The organism is Chryseobacterium sp. YR221, assembly GCF_900176315.1.
In the GTDB taxonomy this organism is placed as follows: Bacteria; Bacteroidota; Bacteroidia; order Flavobacteriales; family Weeksellaceae; genus Chryseobacterium; species Chryseobacterium rhizosphaerae.
In genome coordinates, this window is the sequence record NZ_FWXM01000002.1 from 506,000 (window position 1) to 523,807 (window position 17,808).

A 17,808-nucleotide genomic window follows, 5' to 3' on the forward strand; every position below is an offset into this window, starting at 1 on the left:
CATGTCTTCTGTTTCTACATTTACAACTACAACAACTACCCCATAACGGGGTAAATTTTCACATATTATTTCCGGTACCTGTACTCTTTTTTTAAAGAGTAAACATTTCGTTTTATCCAACCTTAAATAATTAATTGATGAAAATTTTAAAATTTGGCGGAACATCCGTCGCCAATTCCCAAAATATCTTGCTGGTAGAAAATATTGTAAAAAAAGAATCTTTACAAGGTAGAACTGTTGTGGTAGTATCTGCTCTTCACGGTGTAACGGATCATCTGATTAAAGCAGCCGAATATGCCTCTCAAAAAAATGAAAATTACCTACAGCTTATCAAAAACATTGAAGAGAAACATTTAATCCTGGTCAAAGAGCTCATCCCGGTTTTAGACCAAAGTTCGTGGTTAAGTTTTGTTAAAAAACATTTTAATGATCTGGAAGATCTCTATAACAGTATTTTTGTATTAGGTGAATTCACCCTGAGAATCAAAGATAAAATAGCTTCATATGGAGAGTTTTTATCTTCAAATATTATTGCTGCAAGATTTCAGACTCAAGGATTAGACTGTCTGTGGATGAATTCTGCAGAACTGATCAGAACAGACAGCAGTTTTACAAATGCAAAAGTATATTTCGACAGTACAGAAAACAATCTAAAAAAATACTTCAACGAAAATCAAAATCAAATCATTATCTGTCCTGGCTTTATTGCCCGTGATGAAAAAAATAATATGACAACATTGGGACGCGGTGGTTCCGATTACACGGCATCTATTATAGCTGCAGCCCTTCAGGCAGAAGAACTTCAGATATGGACAGATGTAAGTGGAATGATGACTGCTGACCCCCGTTTGGCATCCCATGCAAAGCCTATTGCTGAAATCTCCTATCATGAAGCCATGGAACTCTCCCATTTCGGGGCTAAAGTGTTATACCCACCTTCCATACAGCCTGTCATGGCAAAAAATATCGATCTTAAAATCAAAAATACTTTTGACCCTGATGCCCGGGGAACATTGGTTTCCCATCATCTGGCAGCTTCGGAGAATGATGAAAAACCCATTGCGGTAGGAATATCGAACATGAGTGCTATTGCCTTGCTTACTTTAGAAGGAAGCGGAATGGTAGGTATTCCGGGAATTTCCGCAAAGCTATTCCAATGTTTGAGCCATGAAAAGATTAATATCATTCTTATTACCCAGGGTTCTTCGGAACATTCTATCACTATAGCCATTAATGAAAAGGATATTTTTTATGCAGAAAATGCCATTAATTCTTCTTTTGCAGATGATATTAATCTAAAAAGGGTTACTCCGGTAAAGATAGAGTCCGGGCTTTCTATTATTGCCCTGGTAGGAGAAAATATGAAAAGTAGAAGTGGCGTAAGTGCTAAAATGTTCGGATGCCTAGGAAATAATGGCATCAATATCAGAGCTATTGCACAGGGATCTTCAGAAAGAAACATCAGTATTGTCATCTCAGAAACTGATGCAAAGAAAACAGTCAATATCCTTCATGAAGAATTCTTTGAATCCGAAATAAAACAAATCCACCTGTATATCTGTGGAACAGGTAATGTAGGTTCCAAACTGATACAGCAGATTTATAATCAAAATCAATATCTGAGAGAACATTTCCTGATCAATTTAAGAATTGCCGGACTGTCCAATAGCCGTCATATGATATTTTCAGATCAGGGAATCAGCCAGGAAGAATATTCGGAATGGAAAGAGCAGGGTGAAGAAGCTTCGGCTCAAAAGTTCGCAGAGGAAATTATATCCCGTAATCTTCGGAATTCTGTTTTCGTAGATGTTACAGCGAGCTCTAAAATCCCGGAAGTCTATGAAAGCCTGCTAAAAAGGAGCATTACTATTGTTGCCTGCAATAAAATAGCAGCTTCATCAGATTTTGAGACTTATAAAACATTAAAGAATACAGCAAGAAACCACCGCTGTAATTTCTACTTTGAAACGAATGTGGGAGCCGGGCTTCCGGTTATCGGAACCATCAGTGACCTGATCAAGAGTGGAGACAAAATCACCTCAATTCAAGCCGTACTCAGCGGAACATTAAATTTTGTATTTAATAATTACGATGGAAGCAGAACTTTCTCTGAAGTGGTTGCACAGGCTCAGAAAGAAGGATACACAGAACCTGATCCCCGATTGGATCTTTCAGGAACTGATGTAGCCCGCAAGATTTTAATCCTCGCCAGAGAAGCCGGATATCCGCTTCAATTTGAAGAAATTGAAAACACCGGTTTTCTTCCTGAAGAATGCATGCAGGGAAGTGTAGAAGATTTTTATAAAAAACTTACTGAATATGAAGACCATTTTAAAAACTTGTTTAATGAGTCCCGCAAAGCCGGCAAAATTTTAAAATATACTGCCGAGTTTAAAAATGGAAAAGCAAATGTAGGTTTACAGCATGTTGCTCCGGAAAGCGATTTATTCCATCTTTACGGAAAAGATAATATAGTCATTTTTAAAACATTACGATATTCCGAACAGCCATTGGTGGTAAAAGGAGCCGGGGCTGGAGCTGAAGTAACAGCAAGCGGTGTTTTTGCAGATATTATGCGCTCAATTTAAAAAACAGAAATTATGAAAAAAATACGATTAAGAATACCCGCTACAGTAGCCAATCTGGTTTGTGGATTTGATATTTTAGGAATGGCCGTCCATGCCCCCTATGACGAAATGGAACTGAGAATATGGGATTCTCCCGAAATTATGATACACCATGAAGACCTTTTCGGACTTCCTGAAGAACCTTCAAAAAATGTAGCAGGTATTGTATTGCTTAAAATTCAGGAACATTTTAACCTTTCTCATGGCTTTGAAGTCATTATCCGTAAACATATAAAACCGGGAAGCGGCCTCGGCTCCAGTGCGGCAAGTGCCGCCGGAGCCGCCTTTGGAGCCAATGCATTACTAGGAAATATATTATCTGCGGATGAGATGATTCATTTTGCCATGTTTGGAGAAGAACTTGCTTCGGGAGTACGTCACGCAGACAATATTGCCCCTTGCATTTACGGTGGGATCACATTGGTAAAATCCACCCATCCTCTCGACATCATCCCGTTGAATACTCCTGAGCTTTTTGTAGCCGCTGTACATCCTCAGGTTGAAGTAAAAACATCGGACTCGCGACAAATCTTAAAGAAAAATATCTCTTTAAAAAGTGCTGTTGAGCAATGGGGAAACATCGCCGGGTTAATAGCCGGGATTCAGAAGAATGATTTTTCTCTTATTGGCAGAAGTCTTAATGATGTCATTATAGAACCTGTCAGGAGTATTTTAATTCCAAAGTTTGATGAAATTAAAATGAAAAGTATAGAAATAGGTGCCTTGGGAGGTGGAATTTCAGGATCCGGACCTTCTATTTTTATGCTGGTAGAGAAAAAAGAAACTGCAGAGGAAATTGCCGGGATGATGAAGTCTGTCTATGATGACACGAAGATTGAAAGTTTGGTGTATGTATCCAAAATAAACCCATCGGGTATTGAAATAATTGAAGAAGCATAATTAATAGAGAAGATCATACAGATGAATTATTATAATTTAAAAGACAGTCTGGAAAAAGTTGATTTCAGAACAGCGACTATCAAAGGTCAGGGAAAAGAAAAAGGATTATTTTTCCCGGAAAGTATTCCTCAGTTTGAGGAGAATTTTATTCAGAACCTTCATCAATATACCCCTGAAGAAATTGCCTACAGATGTATGAGAGATTTCGTGGGCGATGAAATTCCATCAGAAATATTGTGGGAAATTGTTTCGGAAACGGTAAGTTTTGATATCCCTTTGAAAAAAATCAATGATAAAATATCCATTTTAGAACTATTTCATGGGCCTACTTTAGCATTCAAAGATATTGGAGCCCGGTTTATGAGCCGTTGTCTTTCCTATTTCTTAAAAGACCAGGAAAAAAAAGTAACCGTACTTGTTGCTACTTCAGGAGATACCGGAGGTGCTGTTGCCCATGGTTTCTATAAACTTCCGGAAATTAATGTCGTTATCCTTTATCCCAAAAACAGGGTGAGTCCGGTTCAGGAAAAGCAACTCACAGCCCTTGGGGAAAATATTTCTGCATTGGAAATCAACGGAAGCTTTGATGATTGTCAGGGCTTGGTGAAACAGGCATTTTCAGATCAGGAAATTAATGATCATTTATTTTTGACATCCGCCAATTCTATCAATGTAGCAAGGTGGCTTCCTCAACAGATTTATTACCTGCTAGCCTTAAAACAGTGGAGCCAATATGAAACTGAAAAACCTGTAATCTGTGTTCCCAGTGGAAATTTCGGAAATATTTGTGCCGGACTTCTGGCTTATTTCCGGGGGCTTCCAGCTGAACATTTCATTGCGGCATGTAATGAGAATGATACTGTTCCTGATTATCTGAAAACCCAAAACTTTATCCAAAAAAAAGCGGTGCCTACTCTATCCAATGCGATGGATGTGGGAGATCCCAGTAATTTTGTAAGGATTTTAGAGCTTTTCGATCATCAATTTGACAAATTAAAAAATAAGATCTCCGGATATTCTGTGGATGATCAGCAGACCTTAGAGACTATTGCGGAGGTTTATAAAAAACACAATTATCTTCTTGAACCTCACAGCGCTGTTGCGTTCGTTTCACTGCAAAAGTTTTTGGAAGAAAATCCTGATAAGAAAGGATTTATTCTGGGAACTGCCCATCCTGTAAAATTTCCTGAAGCTGTAGAAAAAGCTACTGCTATAAAAGTTGAAATTCCTGAAGCACTGGCTGACCTTATGACAAAGGAGAAAAAAACTGTAGAAATAAGTTCAGATTTTGAAGAATTAAAGCGATTTTTGCTTAGTAAAATTTGAAACAATGAGTAAAATATATCTTGAAGATGTAAAAATATATGCCTACCACGGTGTACTCCCGGAAGAGAATATTATCGGAACTTATTATATTCTCAACCTGGAGCTTCGCACTGATCTTTGGAAAGCTGCGGAATCCGATGATCTGAATGACACCATAAGTTATGCAGATATCAATGATATTATTCATGCCGAGATGAAAATCAAATCAAAACTGTTGGAACATGTTGCAGGAAGAATAATTTCCAGCATCCACAACAATTTCCCACAGGTTACCTACATCAAGCTTAAAGTGACCAAAACAGCTCCTCCAATGCAGGGAGAGATGAAAGGCGCCAGTGTTGAGCTTAAAAAAAGCTTCAAATCTGGAAATTAAAATCCTTATTTTCGTTTCATAAAAAAGATAAACCGTTGAGATTCATTAAAATATTATTTTTAGTAGTATGTATCAATGCTTTTGGCCAGGCCAGCGTTGATAACCAATTAGCCAGTTACAATTTTCCAAAGATCAAATCCAGTATTACCATGCCGGTAACGATTCCTCTTTCGGAACTTAGTAATATGATCAATGCTTCGGTAAAGGATCTTGTGTATCAGGATGACTCTTATACCGACAATAATAATGACCAGTTTAAAGTAAAGGTGTGGAAGACCAGGCCGATTCGTCTCGTAGGAGGAACCAGCCAAAACTTATTAATCGAAGTTCCATTAAAAGTCTGGGCAGAAAAAGGCATTGGAACATTGGGAGTTTATACGTATCAAAATACAACCTTTGAAACGGTGATGTCTTTTAATACAACGGTAAGCTTAAAAAATAACTGGACCATTACCACCAATACTCAGCCCAATGGCTTCAGATGGGTTACAAAGCCGGTCCTGGATTATGGAAGGATACAAATTCCTATCACACCTATTGTTGAAAAAAGCCTCAGGGAGCAGCAGGAAAAGTTCTGTAAAACCATTGATCAGCAAATGGCTACTCAGCTGAACTTTCAACAGTATGCGTTAATGGCCTGGAATACTTTTCTACAGCCTTTCAATATTTCTGAAGAATATAATACATGGCTGAAGATAAGCCCGGTTGGAGTTAATATCACACCTTTAAAATTCTATGGAAATCAAATCAATGCCACTCTTGGAATTGATATTTATTCTGAAACGTTTACAGGAAATAAGCCAATGGCCTCTCAGCCTGTAACCGCAGTAACGAATTTCAACTTCTCTCCTACTGTTGCAGATAAATTTCTTTTACAGACTACTGCTAATATCCCTTTTACAGAAGCCAGCAGTATGGCCAGAAAAACTTTCTTAAATAAAGAGTTTGACATCAGGGATTCCAAAGTAAAAGTAACTGACATCAGAGTTTACGGTGTTGACAACAGGATTATCCTCGAAGCTCAAACAGACGGTTATATCAAAGGAACGGCTATCATTTCAGGAATTCCTGTGTATGATGAGATCAAAAGAAAAATTGTTTTATCTGATTCTAAATTTAAACTGAAAACAACCAATATCCTTCAAAAAACCGCTTCGGTATTATTTCAGGGGAAAATTGTCAAAATGATTGAGGAAGAATATGGGATTCCCACTCAGGAATTGGAAGAGGCATCCAGAAAAAGTATTGAAGATGCTTTTAACAAAGAGTATTATAAAGGTTTAAAAATGAACGGAAAAGTTTTTAATCTTAAACCCAGTAAAATCCTTCTGAACAGTACCGGAATTACCGCTGTCATTGATACAAACGCAGCATTAAAACTCCTTGTCAACGGATTTTAAAACTTCAAATAAAACTAATAACCAACCATGAGAAAATATTTAGTAATTGTAGATAGAAACAGATCCCAAAAGTGGACAAGATTTGCTAATTTTATTATTGACAGGCTTGTAATCACTATAGCATTTCTTGCTCTGGGATTTATTTCATCCTTACTATATCAACTTGCAAACATTGACTTTTTCGTCAATATTATTTATAAGATGTCACAAGTGAATAGATTTGTCGATATTCTGATCACCTCTGTCATCTATTTTATGTACTCCTTCCTTATCGAATACTTTACCAAAGGAAGATCCATCGGTAAATATATTACAGGGAGTAAAGTTATTTGCATTGATGGTACCGAACCTACTTTCAATGATTATCTTATTCGGAATATTTCCAGAATTGTTCCTTTTGATGCCCTTTCCTTTTTAGGTGAAAATGGCTGGCATGATAAATGGAGCGAAACAAGAGTTATTAACATCAAAAATTATCAGGCTGAAATTCAAGCAAAAAGCGAAATTGACCATCTTGGAAAGAAAGAAATTGCCTGAAAACTTTTGTTCATAAAGAAATTTTACTATATTTGCACACCTCAAAAATGGTAAAAATGGTACTTTGGCCGAGCGGCTAGGCAGTGGTCTGCAACACCATCTACAGCGGTTCGAATCCGCTAGGTACCTCTTCAAAAACCTCTAAATTTTATTTAGAGGTTTTTTTATATATTTTCCTCAATACTTTCCCGATAATATATAAACCTCACATCTTTTACGATCTCAAAGAAATTGCATCAGGCAAAACTTATTCTATCACATCCATAAAATTCTTCTCTTACAATCCATCATAAAAAATCCCCGGAAGATCCGGGGAAATAAAAGGTGTCAAAACCAATATAATGTATATGGTCAATATGGTGTTATCTTTTTAAGTTCAAGCCATATGCCAAATACATCACTTATCTAGGAAATGTTAGTTTTTGTGGTACTTATTTTTTTATAGATGAAAATACACTGCAGATATCAACCCGAAAATAAAACATGAATTTTCTAAAATATATTCAACACTATTCTGCAAGTTTTCAAAAAAAGCTATAGAAAAACAGAAATAACAGAATTATTAAAATGATACGTATTTAATAATTCCATCATAAAAATCCATAAAAAAATAACGAAGCAAAAATCCATTTCACAGAGGTATTGTCATTTAACAATAAAAAACACATCAGTATATTTTCATCCTTTCCGGAGGAAACCGGCACCTGTTTTCGTACTTCTAATGTAAAATTTACAGCCATATTGGAGCTTAATTTTTGTAAATCAGGCGCTAAATTTTAAAAAAAACATATAAATCCGCCTTGATATTTTTTTCAAAAACAGAAATTCAAAAACATGATAAAAATCATATAAAACATTCATTTACAAAGAATTAAAATCATTGAATTTATCAAAAAGCAGGGATAAATTCATGAATCTATAAAGCATTCGCTTGTATAATCATTCAAGCTTACAGCATATTTGTCTAAAGCAAGAATACAGTGAGATTTTTTTATTAACCTCATATCAGCTGCAGAAATAACTAATATCAATGAAAAAAATAATCTCCACTCTTAGTATTATATTTTCGGTTTTTATGTTTTCTCAACAGAAGAAAAATGACTCTGTGAACAAAATAGTCGAAAAGCAAATACAGGAAGTTGAGATCAACATGAAAAAGAAACTGATAGAAAGAAAAGTTGACAGACTCGTTTTTAATGTTGAAAATTCAATAACAGCTTCCGGCTCTGATGCCGTAGAAGTTTTAAAGAAAACGCCCGGTGTAGCGATTCAGGGAAATACCATTGGGATTATTGGCAAAAGCTCTGTTTCGGTGATGATCGATGAAAAAATGGTTCAGTTATCAGGAGAAGCCCTGATGAACTATTTAAGAGCTACCTCATCTGAAAATATAAAAAGTATAGAGGTAATTACAACACCTCCGTCAAAATATGATGCTGAAGGAAACAGTGGTATTATCAATATTCAGTTGAAAAAAGCAAAACAGAATTCCTGGAGTAACAGTACAAGGACTACCTATACACAAACCAGTTACCCTGCCTTATCTCTGGGAAATACATTTAACTACAATAAAGACCGGTATTCATTTTCAATTATGCTGGATGCTAAGAAAGGGAATGAAAATGTAACCGAAAGATCAAATATTGAGTATCCATCTTATTTGTGGATGAGCAAAGTGAAAAGAAAGGACAGTAAAGATGTTCAGAGTGTAAAAGTGTCAGCGGATTATCAGATTTCAAAAAAATCAAGTATTGGGGCTATTTTTCAATTTTATAATTCCACACCGGACATTCAGGAAACTAATGTTGTAAACCTGCTTAGCAGACAAGGTCAGGGAAATAAAATTTTATCTACGAATGCTGAAACAGATGCGAAAAATTGGAATAATTCATTAAACCTTCATTTCACCCATGATCTTGATTCTTTGGGAAAAAAATTCTCAGTTGATTTGGATTATTTCAAATTTAAGGAAGATAAAAACAGGCTTTTTGATACCCAGGAAAATAATGTGTTACAATTATCAGCACAGAATTTAGGGCAGCAGGACATCAATAACTTATCAGCTAAGATTGATTTTATACACCCGGCAAAATTTGCAAACTATACTTATGGAGCGAAGATAACCTCAACAAAAAATGACAGTTCCATCAAATTTATAGATCAGACGACTGGAACTCCTGTAGTAGATCCGTTACAGACTGATGCCTATCAATATAGAGAAAATATACAGGCTGCCTATTTTGATCTTGCCAAAAGCTTTGGAGAAAAATGGCAGGTAAAATTAGGAGCAAGAGCGGAATATACCCAGACTACGTCCAAATCTGTCACCAACAGTACGGAATATAAAAATGATTATTTTAAAATTTTCCCAACGTTCTATGTGCTTCGGGTTCTTAATGGGAGCAACACCATCAACCTGAGCTATAGTAAAAGAATAAACAGACCCTCGTTTTGGGAATTAAATCCTTTTAAATGGTATTTCAATGCGAATTCCTATGCAGAAGGTAATCCTTTTTTACAACCGGCGATCAGTCATAATTTTGAACTGACCCATACATATAAAGAAAAATTGTTTACCTCATTTTTCACTCAGCTAAAAAGCAATGGGTTTAGCCAGGTTCCTTACGTGAAAGATGATTTAACTCAGGTTTTTACAAGATTAAATTATTATAAGAGCTATGCCTATGGAATTTCACAAAATTATGTTTTTAATAAATGGAGCTGGTTAGAAAGTAATGCTCAATACAATATTTATTATATAAAAACCAAGATTGATGATCAGTATAAAGATGCTGTACCTTCTCAAAGCGGATTTGGCTTTGCTTTCTCATTAAACAACAGTTTTGTACTCAATAAAAGTAAAACAATATCAGGAGAGCTTAATTACAATTATAATGCACCCAATAAAGGGTTGATATACAAACAAAGCGGATCAATGAGGTTAGATCTCGGATTAAGATTTTTATTTCTTAATAAAAACCTGCAATGCTCCATTAGTGTAGACGATATTTTAAAAACAAGTAATCCTGATAATACCACATACACCAATGGCATTACCCAAACCTATAATGTGTATGCTGACACCAGAAGACTGAGATTGTCCTTACGATACAACTTTGGAAACAAAAACATCAAGGGTAAAAACAGAGAAATAGGAAACAGTGATGAGAAAAGCAGATTAAAATAATATGATTTCCGGTTTTGTATGTGCACAATACAGGACTATGAATAAATATAACCGTTTGCAAACAAGTACCAAAAAAGGTTAATGTATCAAAACTTTACCAAAAACTTTAATTTAAAATTTTAATTAACATGAAAAATTCAAAACTTAAGAACATTTACGGTGCTGTACAATTAGACGCTGTAAATAGAGGTGAAATCATTAGTGTAAATGAGCAATTAGCTATCAGAGGTGGACAAGCTGCAGGTTGGCAACCACTGTGTACAGTAAACGTAAACTCTGGTTGTAATATTGGTTGTACTCCAACTACCCCAACTACTCCAACTAAAGAAATCTCTTCAATAGAGTAAATTAATTATCCTCCATAACTCTTTCTCAATAGTTATGGAGGTTTTTAACCCTTTTAAAAACTATCATATGTTCAAGAACTCTTATTACAAAATAAAATCAGAAGTAGGAAATGATACCGTGCTTTTTTATTCTACAAGGAGTGGCGAAACAATGGCCTTAGAGAGCCATACTGCCCTGCTGTATGAAAATGAAAATTATGATGATCTTCCTGAGAATGTTTTTTCTAAGCTTCTGGCATCAGACCTCATCGTACCAAAAGAAGAAAATGAGCTGGATGAAGTGATACTGGAAAATAAAACAAGTATTGCCGAAAGCAGAACATTGTATCAGGTTATACAACCTACAGCCAACTGCCAGTTGGGATGTGGATATTGTGGGCAAAACCATACCAAAGCCCTATTGAATAATGAGCAAATGGATGCTATTGTTGAAAGGGTAAAATTTAAACTTGAAAGAGAAAATAATTTTGACGCTCTGGAAATAGGTTGGTTTGGAGCAGAACCGCTAATGGCCTTAAGTAATATTAAAGCATTAACTCCAAGACTGAAAGCATTAGCCGACAAGCACAATTTAAGATACTCTTCAAAAATGGTTACCAATGGATTGTCTTTAAAATTGAATGTTTTCCTGGATCTTGTTAAAAACTATCATCTCAGCTTTTTTGAGATTACATTGGACGGTACAGAAGAATACCATGACAAAAGAAGATTCCTGAAGTCAGGAGAAAAAAGCTACAGAATTATTCTCGATAACCTTATTGACATATTCAACTATGAAGGTTTTTCTGAATTAAATACTACGGTGAACATCCGTTGTAATGTAGATCAAACCAATCATGACAGTGTTACTCTTTTAATTGATGAACTGAATTCTCTGGGGATTCATAAAAAACTGTCTAATTTCTATGTTGCCCCTATACATTCATGGGGAAATGACGCGCATCTGATGTCTCTGGAAATTGCCAACTTTGCAGACAAAGAGATCGACTGGGTGATGTACAGCCTTAAAAAGGAATTCAATACCCCTGTGGTACCTAGCAGAAAAAAACAGACTTGTATGGCTATAGACCCTAAAGCTGAACTGATAGATGCCTATGGAAACATTTATAACTGCACAGAAATTTCATATGTTCCGGCCTATGATAAATCCGGTTATATCTTAGGAAATTTAAATAGAACGGACCCGAGTAATTTACTTCAGGAAAGACCGTTTGTCGACTGGAATGATCTGATTAGAGAGAACAAATCAAACTCTCCCTGCCATACCTGCAAAATACTTCCTATTTGTGGAGGAGCATGCCCTAAAACATGGAAAGAAGGAATTTTTTCTTGTCCGTCATTTAAATTCAATATGGAAGACAGAATCGCTCTATCCTATATCATTGCTCAAAAAGGATCAGAAGTTTTAAGTGCCTTTTAAAAATTAATACCATGAAAAAATTTGATAATCTTTATAGTAAACTAGATCAGCTGGAAAAGCTAAACAAGCAAAAATACAAAGAGCAGCTGAAATTTGATGAGCATGTGAATGAGATGATCAACTCCGTATGCTTAAATAAAAAAGTATTCCTATTTTACTATGAAAATTATCAGAAAGCTCTGGAGCACTCCAGACATGGAAATATCATGACCGCTGAAAATCTTGTATCAAGAGCAGGAAAATACATAGACAAATCTTTACTGAGTGAAGATGAAAAAAAACTATATGACTTGATTTGTGTACCTATTGATGCCTATCTGCACTACAGGAAAGGAGATTTTTCCGCTGCTTTCACAGGTACAAAAAAAACAATGGAGCTGGATTCCTATTTTGAAAAAAAATTTCCTATAGTTTTTTTTCATAAAATTCAGCAGATCCACAACCTGGCAAGGATCAGTTTCAGATCAATGGAAGTTGACCGTGCCCTTATCATCTTAAAAGATATATTCAGACTATTGATAGACAAAAATCAAATAACTTTTGAAGATGTTGTTTATGATCCTATATACCTGGAGTACAATAGTGACGACCTTAGAAAGTCTATGATTTTTGACATTCTTACCGATGTTATAACAACGGCAGAAAAACATAAGGAAAATGAAAAAATCATTATCTTAGATTTTTGTGATGAAATAATCACCCATTCCTCATTTAATAAACTAGAAACCCAAGCAATCTTATGAAAGTATTCAATTTATTTATAATAATGACCCTTTTCTTTTCTTTTGAAAAAGCTCATTCTCAAATGATTAAAAGTGAATTAAATACCGATAAAGCTGATTTCAAAGAAATAAGGATTGAAGATATTGCCCAGGTATTCTTTACCAAAGGTTCCGAAAATTCAATTATTGTGGAAAGGAGCTCCGACAAAGACAAAGAGATTAAATTCAGCATAACTGATGGCGTCGCCTCCGTAAAGGCAATCCACTCCACTGAAGAAAGCAAAAAAAACAACTACAACCTCTATATTACGTCAAAAAGTGACGACATTTTTATCAATGCCTACAACGTGGGAATATTACAGACCACAGACAAAGCTCAGTTTGGAACAACCAAACTTAAGGTTATCAATGCAGGGAAAATAGACCTGACTGTTGATACCCAAACCTTAGTTCTGAATATAGAAAATGTAGCTTCACTTAAAATCAGTGGAAAAACAGATGAGCTGACTTTAGATAAAAAAAATGTAATACTTTCTAATTTGAAAAAACTGAAAGTAAAAAAAGATTAAAATAACAGTCCAATGGGGAAACAATATTTCATAATTGTATTCCTATCCTGTTTCCGGAGCAGAAATCAGAATGTTCAAAATTGAAACAGGCTTTTCATCAAAGCACAAGCATTCATTGTTGCTCAGTATCCTTATACCAATCAAAGATAAATAATTAAGATAGTGCGTTTTATTGCTCAATATGATCAAATGGATTGCGGCCCTGCTTGTATAAGCATGGTGGCCAATTCTTATGGAAAAGAATACCCGTTGGAGTACCTTAGAGAAAACTCTTATATCACAAAAGAAGGGGTTTCTCTTTTAGGCATAGGAGAAGCATCAAAAAAAATAGGATTTGATTATCATGCGGTAAAAGAAGAATCTGATCATTTAATTTCCAATATCGAAAATACCAAGAAACCTGTTATTTTACACTGGGATCAAAATCATTTTGTGGTACTCAATAAAGTCAGTAATTCTTTATTTTCCAAAAAAAAAATATTTGAAATTTACGATCCTGCTCATGGTATCATCAAAATATCTCAGGAAAAATTTGAAGAATCCTGGATTTCAGATCGTAGCAAAGGAGTTTCCGTCTATTTAACTCCCACAGATACATTTTATCAAAATGAGCCCCCTCAGCAGAAGCTGTTAACCGTTAAGCAGACTGTTGAGTATCTGCAACCTTACAAAAGGAAAATAGCCTTGATGTTCTGTCTGCTTCTTGCAGGAAGTGGCATCACACTTATCTTTCCATTTCTTACCCAGTCTCTGATAGATGACGGGGTAAGTTCAAAGAATTTAAATTTTATTTTTATTATCCTGCTGGCACAGCTGTCATTATTTTTAGGCAGTATCGTTATCAATATTTTCAGAAACTGGCTGACACTCTATATTGGTACACATCTGAGTATCAAAATTATTTCAGACTTTCTAAAAAAAATAATAGAACTTCCCATCCGGTTTTTCGACACCAAACTACTGGGAGATTTCCAGCAAAGAATTCAGGATAACAATAGGATTGAAGAATTCTTAACCTCCCAAAGCTTACTTACATTTTTTTCCATAGTCACCTTCTCCGTCTTCTTTGGCGTTCTCGCGTACTATGATGTCAAAATACTGTTAGTATATTCCATTTTGACCCTGATCTCTATTGCCTGGTCATTTTACTGGCTTAGAAAAAGAAAAATAATGGATTATTTCCGGTTTAAACTTCGCAGTGAAAATCAGGATTCCATCTATGAGATGTTGAACGGAGTTACCGAAATGAAATTAAATCAATTTGAAGATTTTAAAATTTCAGAATGGGAAAAAATCCAAAAAAGGCTGTTTCAGCTTAATATCAGAATTTTAAAAATTGATCAGTATCAACTCTCCGGATTTGAATTTTTGAATCAGCTTAAAAATATAATTGTTACTTTTTTGGCTGCCACTTATGTGGTAAAAGGAAGTATGTCTCTTGGGGTGCTTTTGTCAGTATCTTACATAATAGGACAGATGAATTCCCCTGTAAGTCAAATGATAAATTTCTTCCGTTCTTTTCAAGATGCAAAATTGAGCATGGAAAGACTTAATGAAGTTCAGTTTAAATCCAAAGAGGAAAAAGAAGACGACAAACCTATAGAATCCAATGAAGAAACAGCAGGCGATATCCTGTTTGAAAACGTATCATTTCAGTATGAAGGACCTCAGTCTCCCTATGTATTGAAAGATATCTCGCTTACTATCCCTCAGGGAAAGGTTACTGCGATTGTAGGAGCCAGTGGAAGCGGAAAAACGACCCTTATGAAACTTTTACTGAGATTTTATAATCCGGTATCAGGAAAAATCAGTTTTGGGAAAACGGATATTTTACATATTTCTCCTAAAAGCATTAGAAAAAGCTCAGGAGTTGTTCTGCAAGATGGATTTATATTTTCTGATACCATCGCCAGAAACATCATTACCCATGATGAAAACAGTGATGACGAAAAATTACTAAAAGCAGTCACAACATCCAATATCAGCGAATTTGTAAACTCTCTTCCCTTAAGATATAATACCAAGATTGGAGCTTCAGGGAACGGAATTTCCGGAGGCCAAAAACAAAGAATATTAATTGCAAGAGCTGTATACAAAAACCCTCAATACTTATTTTTTGATGAGGCGACATCAGCCCTGGATGCTGAAAATGAAAAAATAATCCATGATAACCTTCAGGAGTTTTTTAAAGGAAAAACCGTTGTTATCATTGCCCATCGTTTATCTACCGTAAAAAATGCTGACAATATCATCGTCTTACATGGAGGAAAAATTGTAGAAGAAGGCAATCATCAGGAATTAGTCAGTAAAAACGGTGAATATTACAAACTGGTGAAAAATCAACTGGAATTAGGCAGTTAATATCGGATCGTTTAAACAAACAAGCTTCCCTTTTCAAAGAGAAGCTTAATAAATAATGTAAAAAGTGATGATATGTAGAAATTTATTCATCTAAAGATCATCAACTAATCGATGTTCTTTTTATGAGTAGAATCATATTCAAAAAAAAATCCTCGGAAATTCCGAGGATAAAAACTAATAACCATGAAAACTCAAATTAAACATGAGTTACATATCTACATTGAAAAATCGTGCCAAAATTTAAATTTTGATAAAAATATTCCAATATATATTTTCGAGAGATTAAATATCATATTTTAATATTTTCACCTCTTTTTTTTCGTATTATTAAAAATCACATCTTGTTAATTACAACTATTCCAAATAGGAAGTATTAAAAAAACAATATTATTAAAGATTATTCAACAGCAACTTTAATAAAAAACAGATGAATTAAAAAATAAAAAAAACATATATTAATCTCAATCATTAAAAATTGAAAATTAAATCCGTAAATTTAGTATAAAATATTCTAATATTCACAAAATCATTTAAAGATAATATTTTGATATAAAAAAAATAAAATTACAGCAAAAAAATATGACAAGCCATATCAGACTTAGCCATAAAATAACTGACATGAGCAAAAATGGCAACCTTATCATTGAAAAAGAAACAGGAAATGTTTCAAATCTCTGATGTATGAAAATCAATTTTTGATTAGGATTGACCTTTTTTTGATAACAGATTTTTTTTTCATTAGTGTTTTTTCAACTAAAAAGCCTCCAGAGGAGGCCTTAAAAAACACAAATGATGAAAAAAATTTTTATATATCAGAAATAAAATAATTAATCTTTTTTCAAAAATATACTAGTTATTATTATTATTTTATGATTGAACTCATAAAATAGTTTTTATTTTATCTTACCAATTTCAAATTAAACAATGGTAAATTCTTGTAAAATAAGAAAAATATATCAATTATACTATGACTAAAGATATGTTTTTCATGGATATTCTTTTATAGTTTTACACATTAAATTAAACTTAACTCAAAAAAACGTGATAAAATTTTCTATACTTATAGCCAACTATAATAATGGAAAGTATTTTAGGGACTGCTATAATTCATTAGTCAATCAAACTTATGAAAATTGGGAAGCCATCATTGTTGACGATGCCTCTACGGATGATTCAGTAGAAGTTATAAAGTCAATTATCAAAGATGATCCCCGTTTCAAACTGTATCATAATGCAGTGAATCAGGGCTGTGGATTTACCAAGAGAGAATGCATGAAATATGCAGAGGGAGAGCTATGCGCCTACCTTGACCCTGATGATGCTATCTATACACAAGCGTTGGAAAAAACAATCAATGAATTTGCCAATACAACCGATATTGTTGCTACCTATTCTCAAATGATGCTGTGTGATGATAATCTTGTCCCTGATAAGATTTTTGCCAGCACCAAACAAGTTTACAACAGCCGGTATTTTTTTAATTGCCCTATTCAGTTTGCCCATTTTTTTACTTTTAAAAAAGAAGCGTATTTAAAAACCTCGGGTATTAATCCAGCACTTAGAAGCGCTGTAGATCAGGATCTGTATTTGAAAATTCTGGAATATGGTGATGTAAAATACATCAAAGAACCTTTATACCTCTACAGACTTCATTCCGATGGCATTTCACAGCACAGCAGTAAGCAGGGAGCAAAAGAATCATTTGCTAAAGTGATTTATGATACCATGAAAAGAAGAGGAATTAAGAAGATCAACAATCTCAATGTTCCTGAAACCTACACCAATTCAGAAGAGATCTACCAACTCCTGGCTTATCAGACCAGTACTCTTCATCGTTTGATCAACAAGATAAAAGTAACTCTACATTTATAATATAAGACTCCTCAAAAATGAGGAGTTTTTTTATTATCAGATCATAAGTATGAAATACAATTTCTTAACAAAGAATTATTTACAATACCTTTTAGCGAGTATATCTAAAGCTATTATTTGAAAAATACTTAACCTTAGGTCTTTAGTTGATCATACAATAGAAAAGA

At 34.4% G+C, this 17,808-nt stretch carries 13 protein-coding genes and 1 tRNA gene; all 14 read left to right on the forward strand.

The features are described 5' to 3' along the window. Positions 1–137 precede the first annotated feature (137 nt). The 14 genes from thrA to B8967_RS07365 all read left to right on the forward strand — a co-directional run bounded on the left by thrA (position 138) and on the right by B8967_RS07365 (position 17,641). Entirely contained in the window at positions 138–2,588 is a 2,451-nt protein-coding gene (gene thrA / locus B8967_RS07300) for a bifunctional aspartate kinase/homoserine dehydrogenase I (protein ID WP_084085450.1), read from the forward strand. Between the two features lie 12 nt (positions 2,589–2,600). Beyond that, positions 2,601–3,527: a homoserine kinase gene (locus tag B8967_RS07305; protein ID WP_084085452.1), complete on the forward strand. Its 927-nt coding sequence runs from the start codon at positions 2,601–2,603 to the stop codon at positions 3,525–3,527. A gap of 21 nt (positions 3,528–3,548) precedes the next feature. Then, entirely contained in the window at positions 3,549–4,853 is a 1,305-nt protein-coding gene (gene thrC / locus B8967_RS07310; protein ID WP_084085454.1) for a threonine synthase, read from the forward strand. 4 nt (positions 4,854–4,857) lie between these two features. Continuing rightward, complete coding sequence (gene folB, locus B8967_RS07315; RefSeq protein WP_047490255.1) at positions 4,858–5,226, forward strand: dihydroneopterin aldolase; 369 nt, start codon at positions 4,858–4,860, stop codon at positions 5,224–5,226. Positions 5,227–5,261: 35 nt separating this feature from the next. Next, on the forward strand, positions 5,262–6,626 hold the full coding sequence (locus B8967_RS07320) for a DUF4403 family protein (RefSeq protein WP_081989056.1): 1,365 nt from the start codon (positions 5,262–5,264) through the stop codon (positions 6,624–6,626). Positions 6,627–6,653: 27 nt separating this feature from the next. Next, positions 6,654–7,163 carry an RDD family protein gene (locus tag B8967_RS07325; protein ID WP_084085456.1) on the forward strand — a complete coding sequence of 170 codons (510 nt, stop codon included), beginning with the start codon at positions 6,654–6,656 and terminating at the stop codon, positions 7,161–7,163. A 58-nt stretch (positions 7,164–7,221) separates the two neighbouring features. Further along, a tRNA-Cys gene (locus B8967_RS07330) sits at positions 7,222–7,292 on the forward strand. A 901-nt stretch (positions 7,293–8,193) separates the two neighbouring features. Beyond that, positions 8,194–10,350 carry a TonB-dependent receptor domain-containing protein gene (locus B8967_RS07335; protein WP_084085458.1) on the forward strand — a complete coding sequence of 719 codons (2,157 nt, stop codon included), beginning with the start codon at positions 8,194–8,196 and terminating at the stop codon, positions 10,348–10,350. Positions 10,351–10,478: 128 nt separating this feature from the next. After that, a complete protein-coding gene (locus B8967_RS07340) occupies positions 10,479–10,697 on the forward strand; it encodes a hypothetical protein (RefSeq protein ID WP_084085460.1) in 219 nt (72 codons plus the stop codon). A 67-nt stretch (positions 10,698–10,764) separates the two neighbouring features. Next, positions 10,765–12,117, forward strand: a complete 1,353-nt coding sequence (locus B8967_RS07345) for a radical SAM/SPASM domain-containing protein (protein WP_179140039.1) — start codon at positions 10,765–10,767, stop codon at positions 12,115–12,117. 11 nt (positions 12,118–12,128) lie between these two features. After that, positions 12,129–12,860: a hypothetical protein gene (locus B8967_RS07350; protein WP_047490233.1), complete on the forward strand. Its 732-nt coding sequence runs from the start codon at positions 12,129–12,131 to the stop codon at positions 12,858–12,860. 23 nt (positions 12,861–12,883) lie between these two features. Next, positions 12,884–13,408: a GIN domain-containing protein gene (locus B8967_RS07355; protein ID WP_084085464.1), complete on the forward strand. Its 525-nt coding sequence runs from the start codon at positions 12,884–12,886 to the stop codon at positions 13,406–13,408. A 189-nt stretch (positions 13,409–13,597) separates the two neighbouring features. Beyond that, the gene (locus B8967_RS07360; protein WP_241508041.1) at positions 13,598–15,769 is read left to right on the forward strand and encodes a peptidase domain-containing ABC transporter; all 2,172 of its coding nucleotides are present in this window, start codon (positions 13,598–13,600) and stop codon (positions 15,767–15,769) included. A gap of 1,041 nt (positions 15,770–16,810) precedes the next feature. Further along, entirely contained in the window at positions 16,811–17,641 is an 831-nt protein-coding gene (locus B8967_RS07365) for a glycosyltransferase family 2 protein (protein ID WP_228406074.1), read from the forward strand. The last annotated feature ends 167 nt before the right edge of the window (positions 17,642–17,808 follow it).

What these genes read in the sequence shown, in the direction of transcription:
- thrA (WP_084085450.1), top strand. Translation starts at nt 138, where the DNA reads ATGAAAATTTTAAAATTTGGCGGAACATCCGTCGCCAATTCCCAAAAT.
- B8967_RS07305 (WP_084085452.1), top strand. Translation starts at nt 2,601, where the DNA reads ATGAAAAAAATACGATTAAGAATACCCGCTACAGTAGCCAATCTGGTT.
- thrC (WP_084085454.1), top strand. Translation starts at nt 3,549, where the DNA reads ATGAATTATTATAATTTAAAAGACAGTCTGGAAAAAGTTGATTTCAGA.
- folB (WP_047490255.1), top strand. Translation starts at nt 4,858, where the DNA reads ATGAGTAAAATATATCTTGAAGATGTAAAAATATATGCCTACCACGGT.
- B8967_RS07325 (WP_084085456.1), top strand. Translation starts at nt 6,654, where the DNA reads ATGAGAAAATATTTAGTAATTGTAGATAGAAACAGATCCCAAAAGTGG.
- B8967_RS07335 (WP_084085458.1), top strand. Translation starts at nt 8,194, where the DNA reads ATGAAAAAAATAATCTCCACTCTTAGTATTATATTTTCGGTTTTTATG.
- B8967_RS07340 (WP_084085460.1), top strand. Translation starts at nt 10,479, where the DNA reads ATGAAAAATTCAAAACTTAAGAACATTTACGGTGCTGTACAATTAGAC.
- B8967_RS07345 (WP_179140039.1), top strand. Translation starts at nt 10,765, where the DNA reads ATGTTCAAGAACTCTTATTACAAAATAAAATCAGAAGTAGGAAATGAT.
- B8967_RS07350 (WP_047490233.1), top strand. Translation starts at nt 12,129, where the DNA reads ATGAAAAAATTTGATAATCTTTATAGTAAACTAGATCAGCTGGAAAAG.
- B8967_RS07355 (WP_084085464.1), top strand. Translation starts at nt 12,884, where the DNA reads ATGACCCTTTTCTTTTCTTTTGAAAAAGCTCATTCTCAAATGATTAAA.
- B8967_RS07360 (WP_241508041.1), top strand. Translation starts at nt 13,598, where the DNA reads ATGGATTGCGGCCCTGCTTGTATAAGCATGGTGGCCAATTCTTATGGA.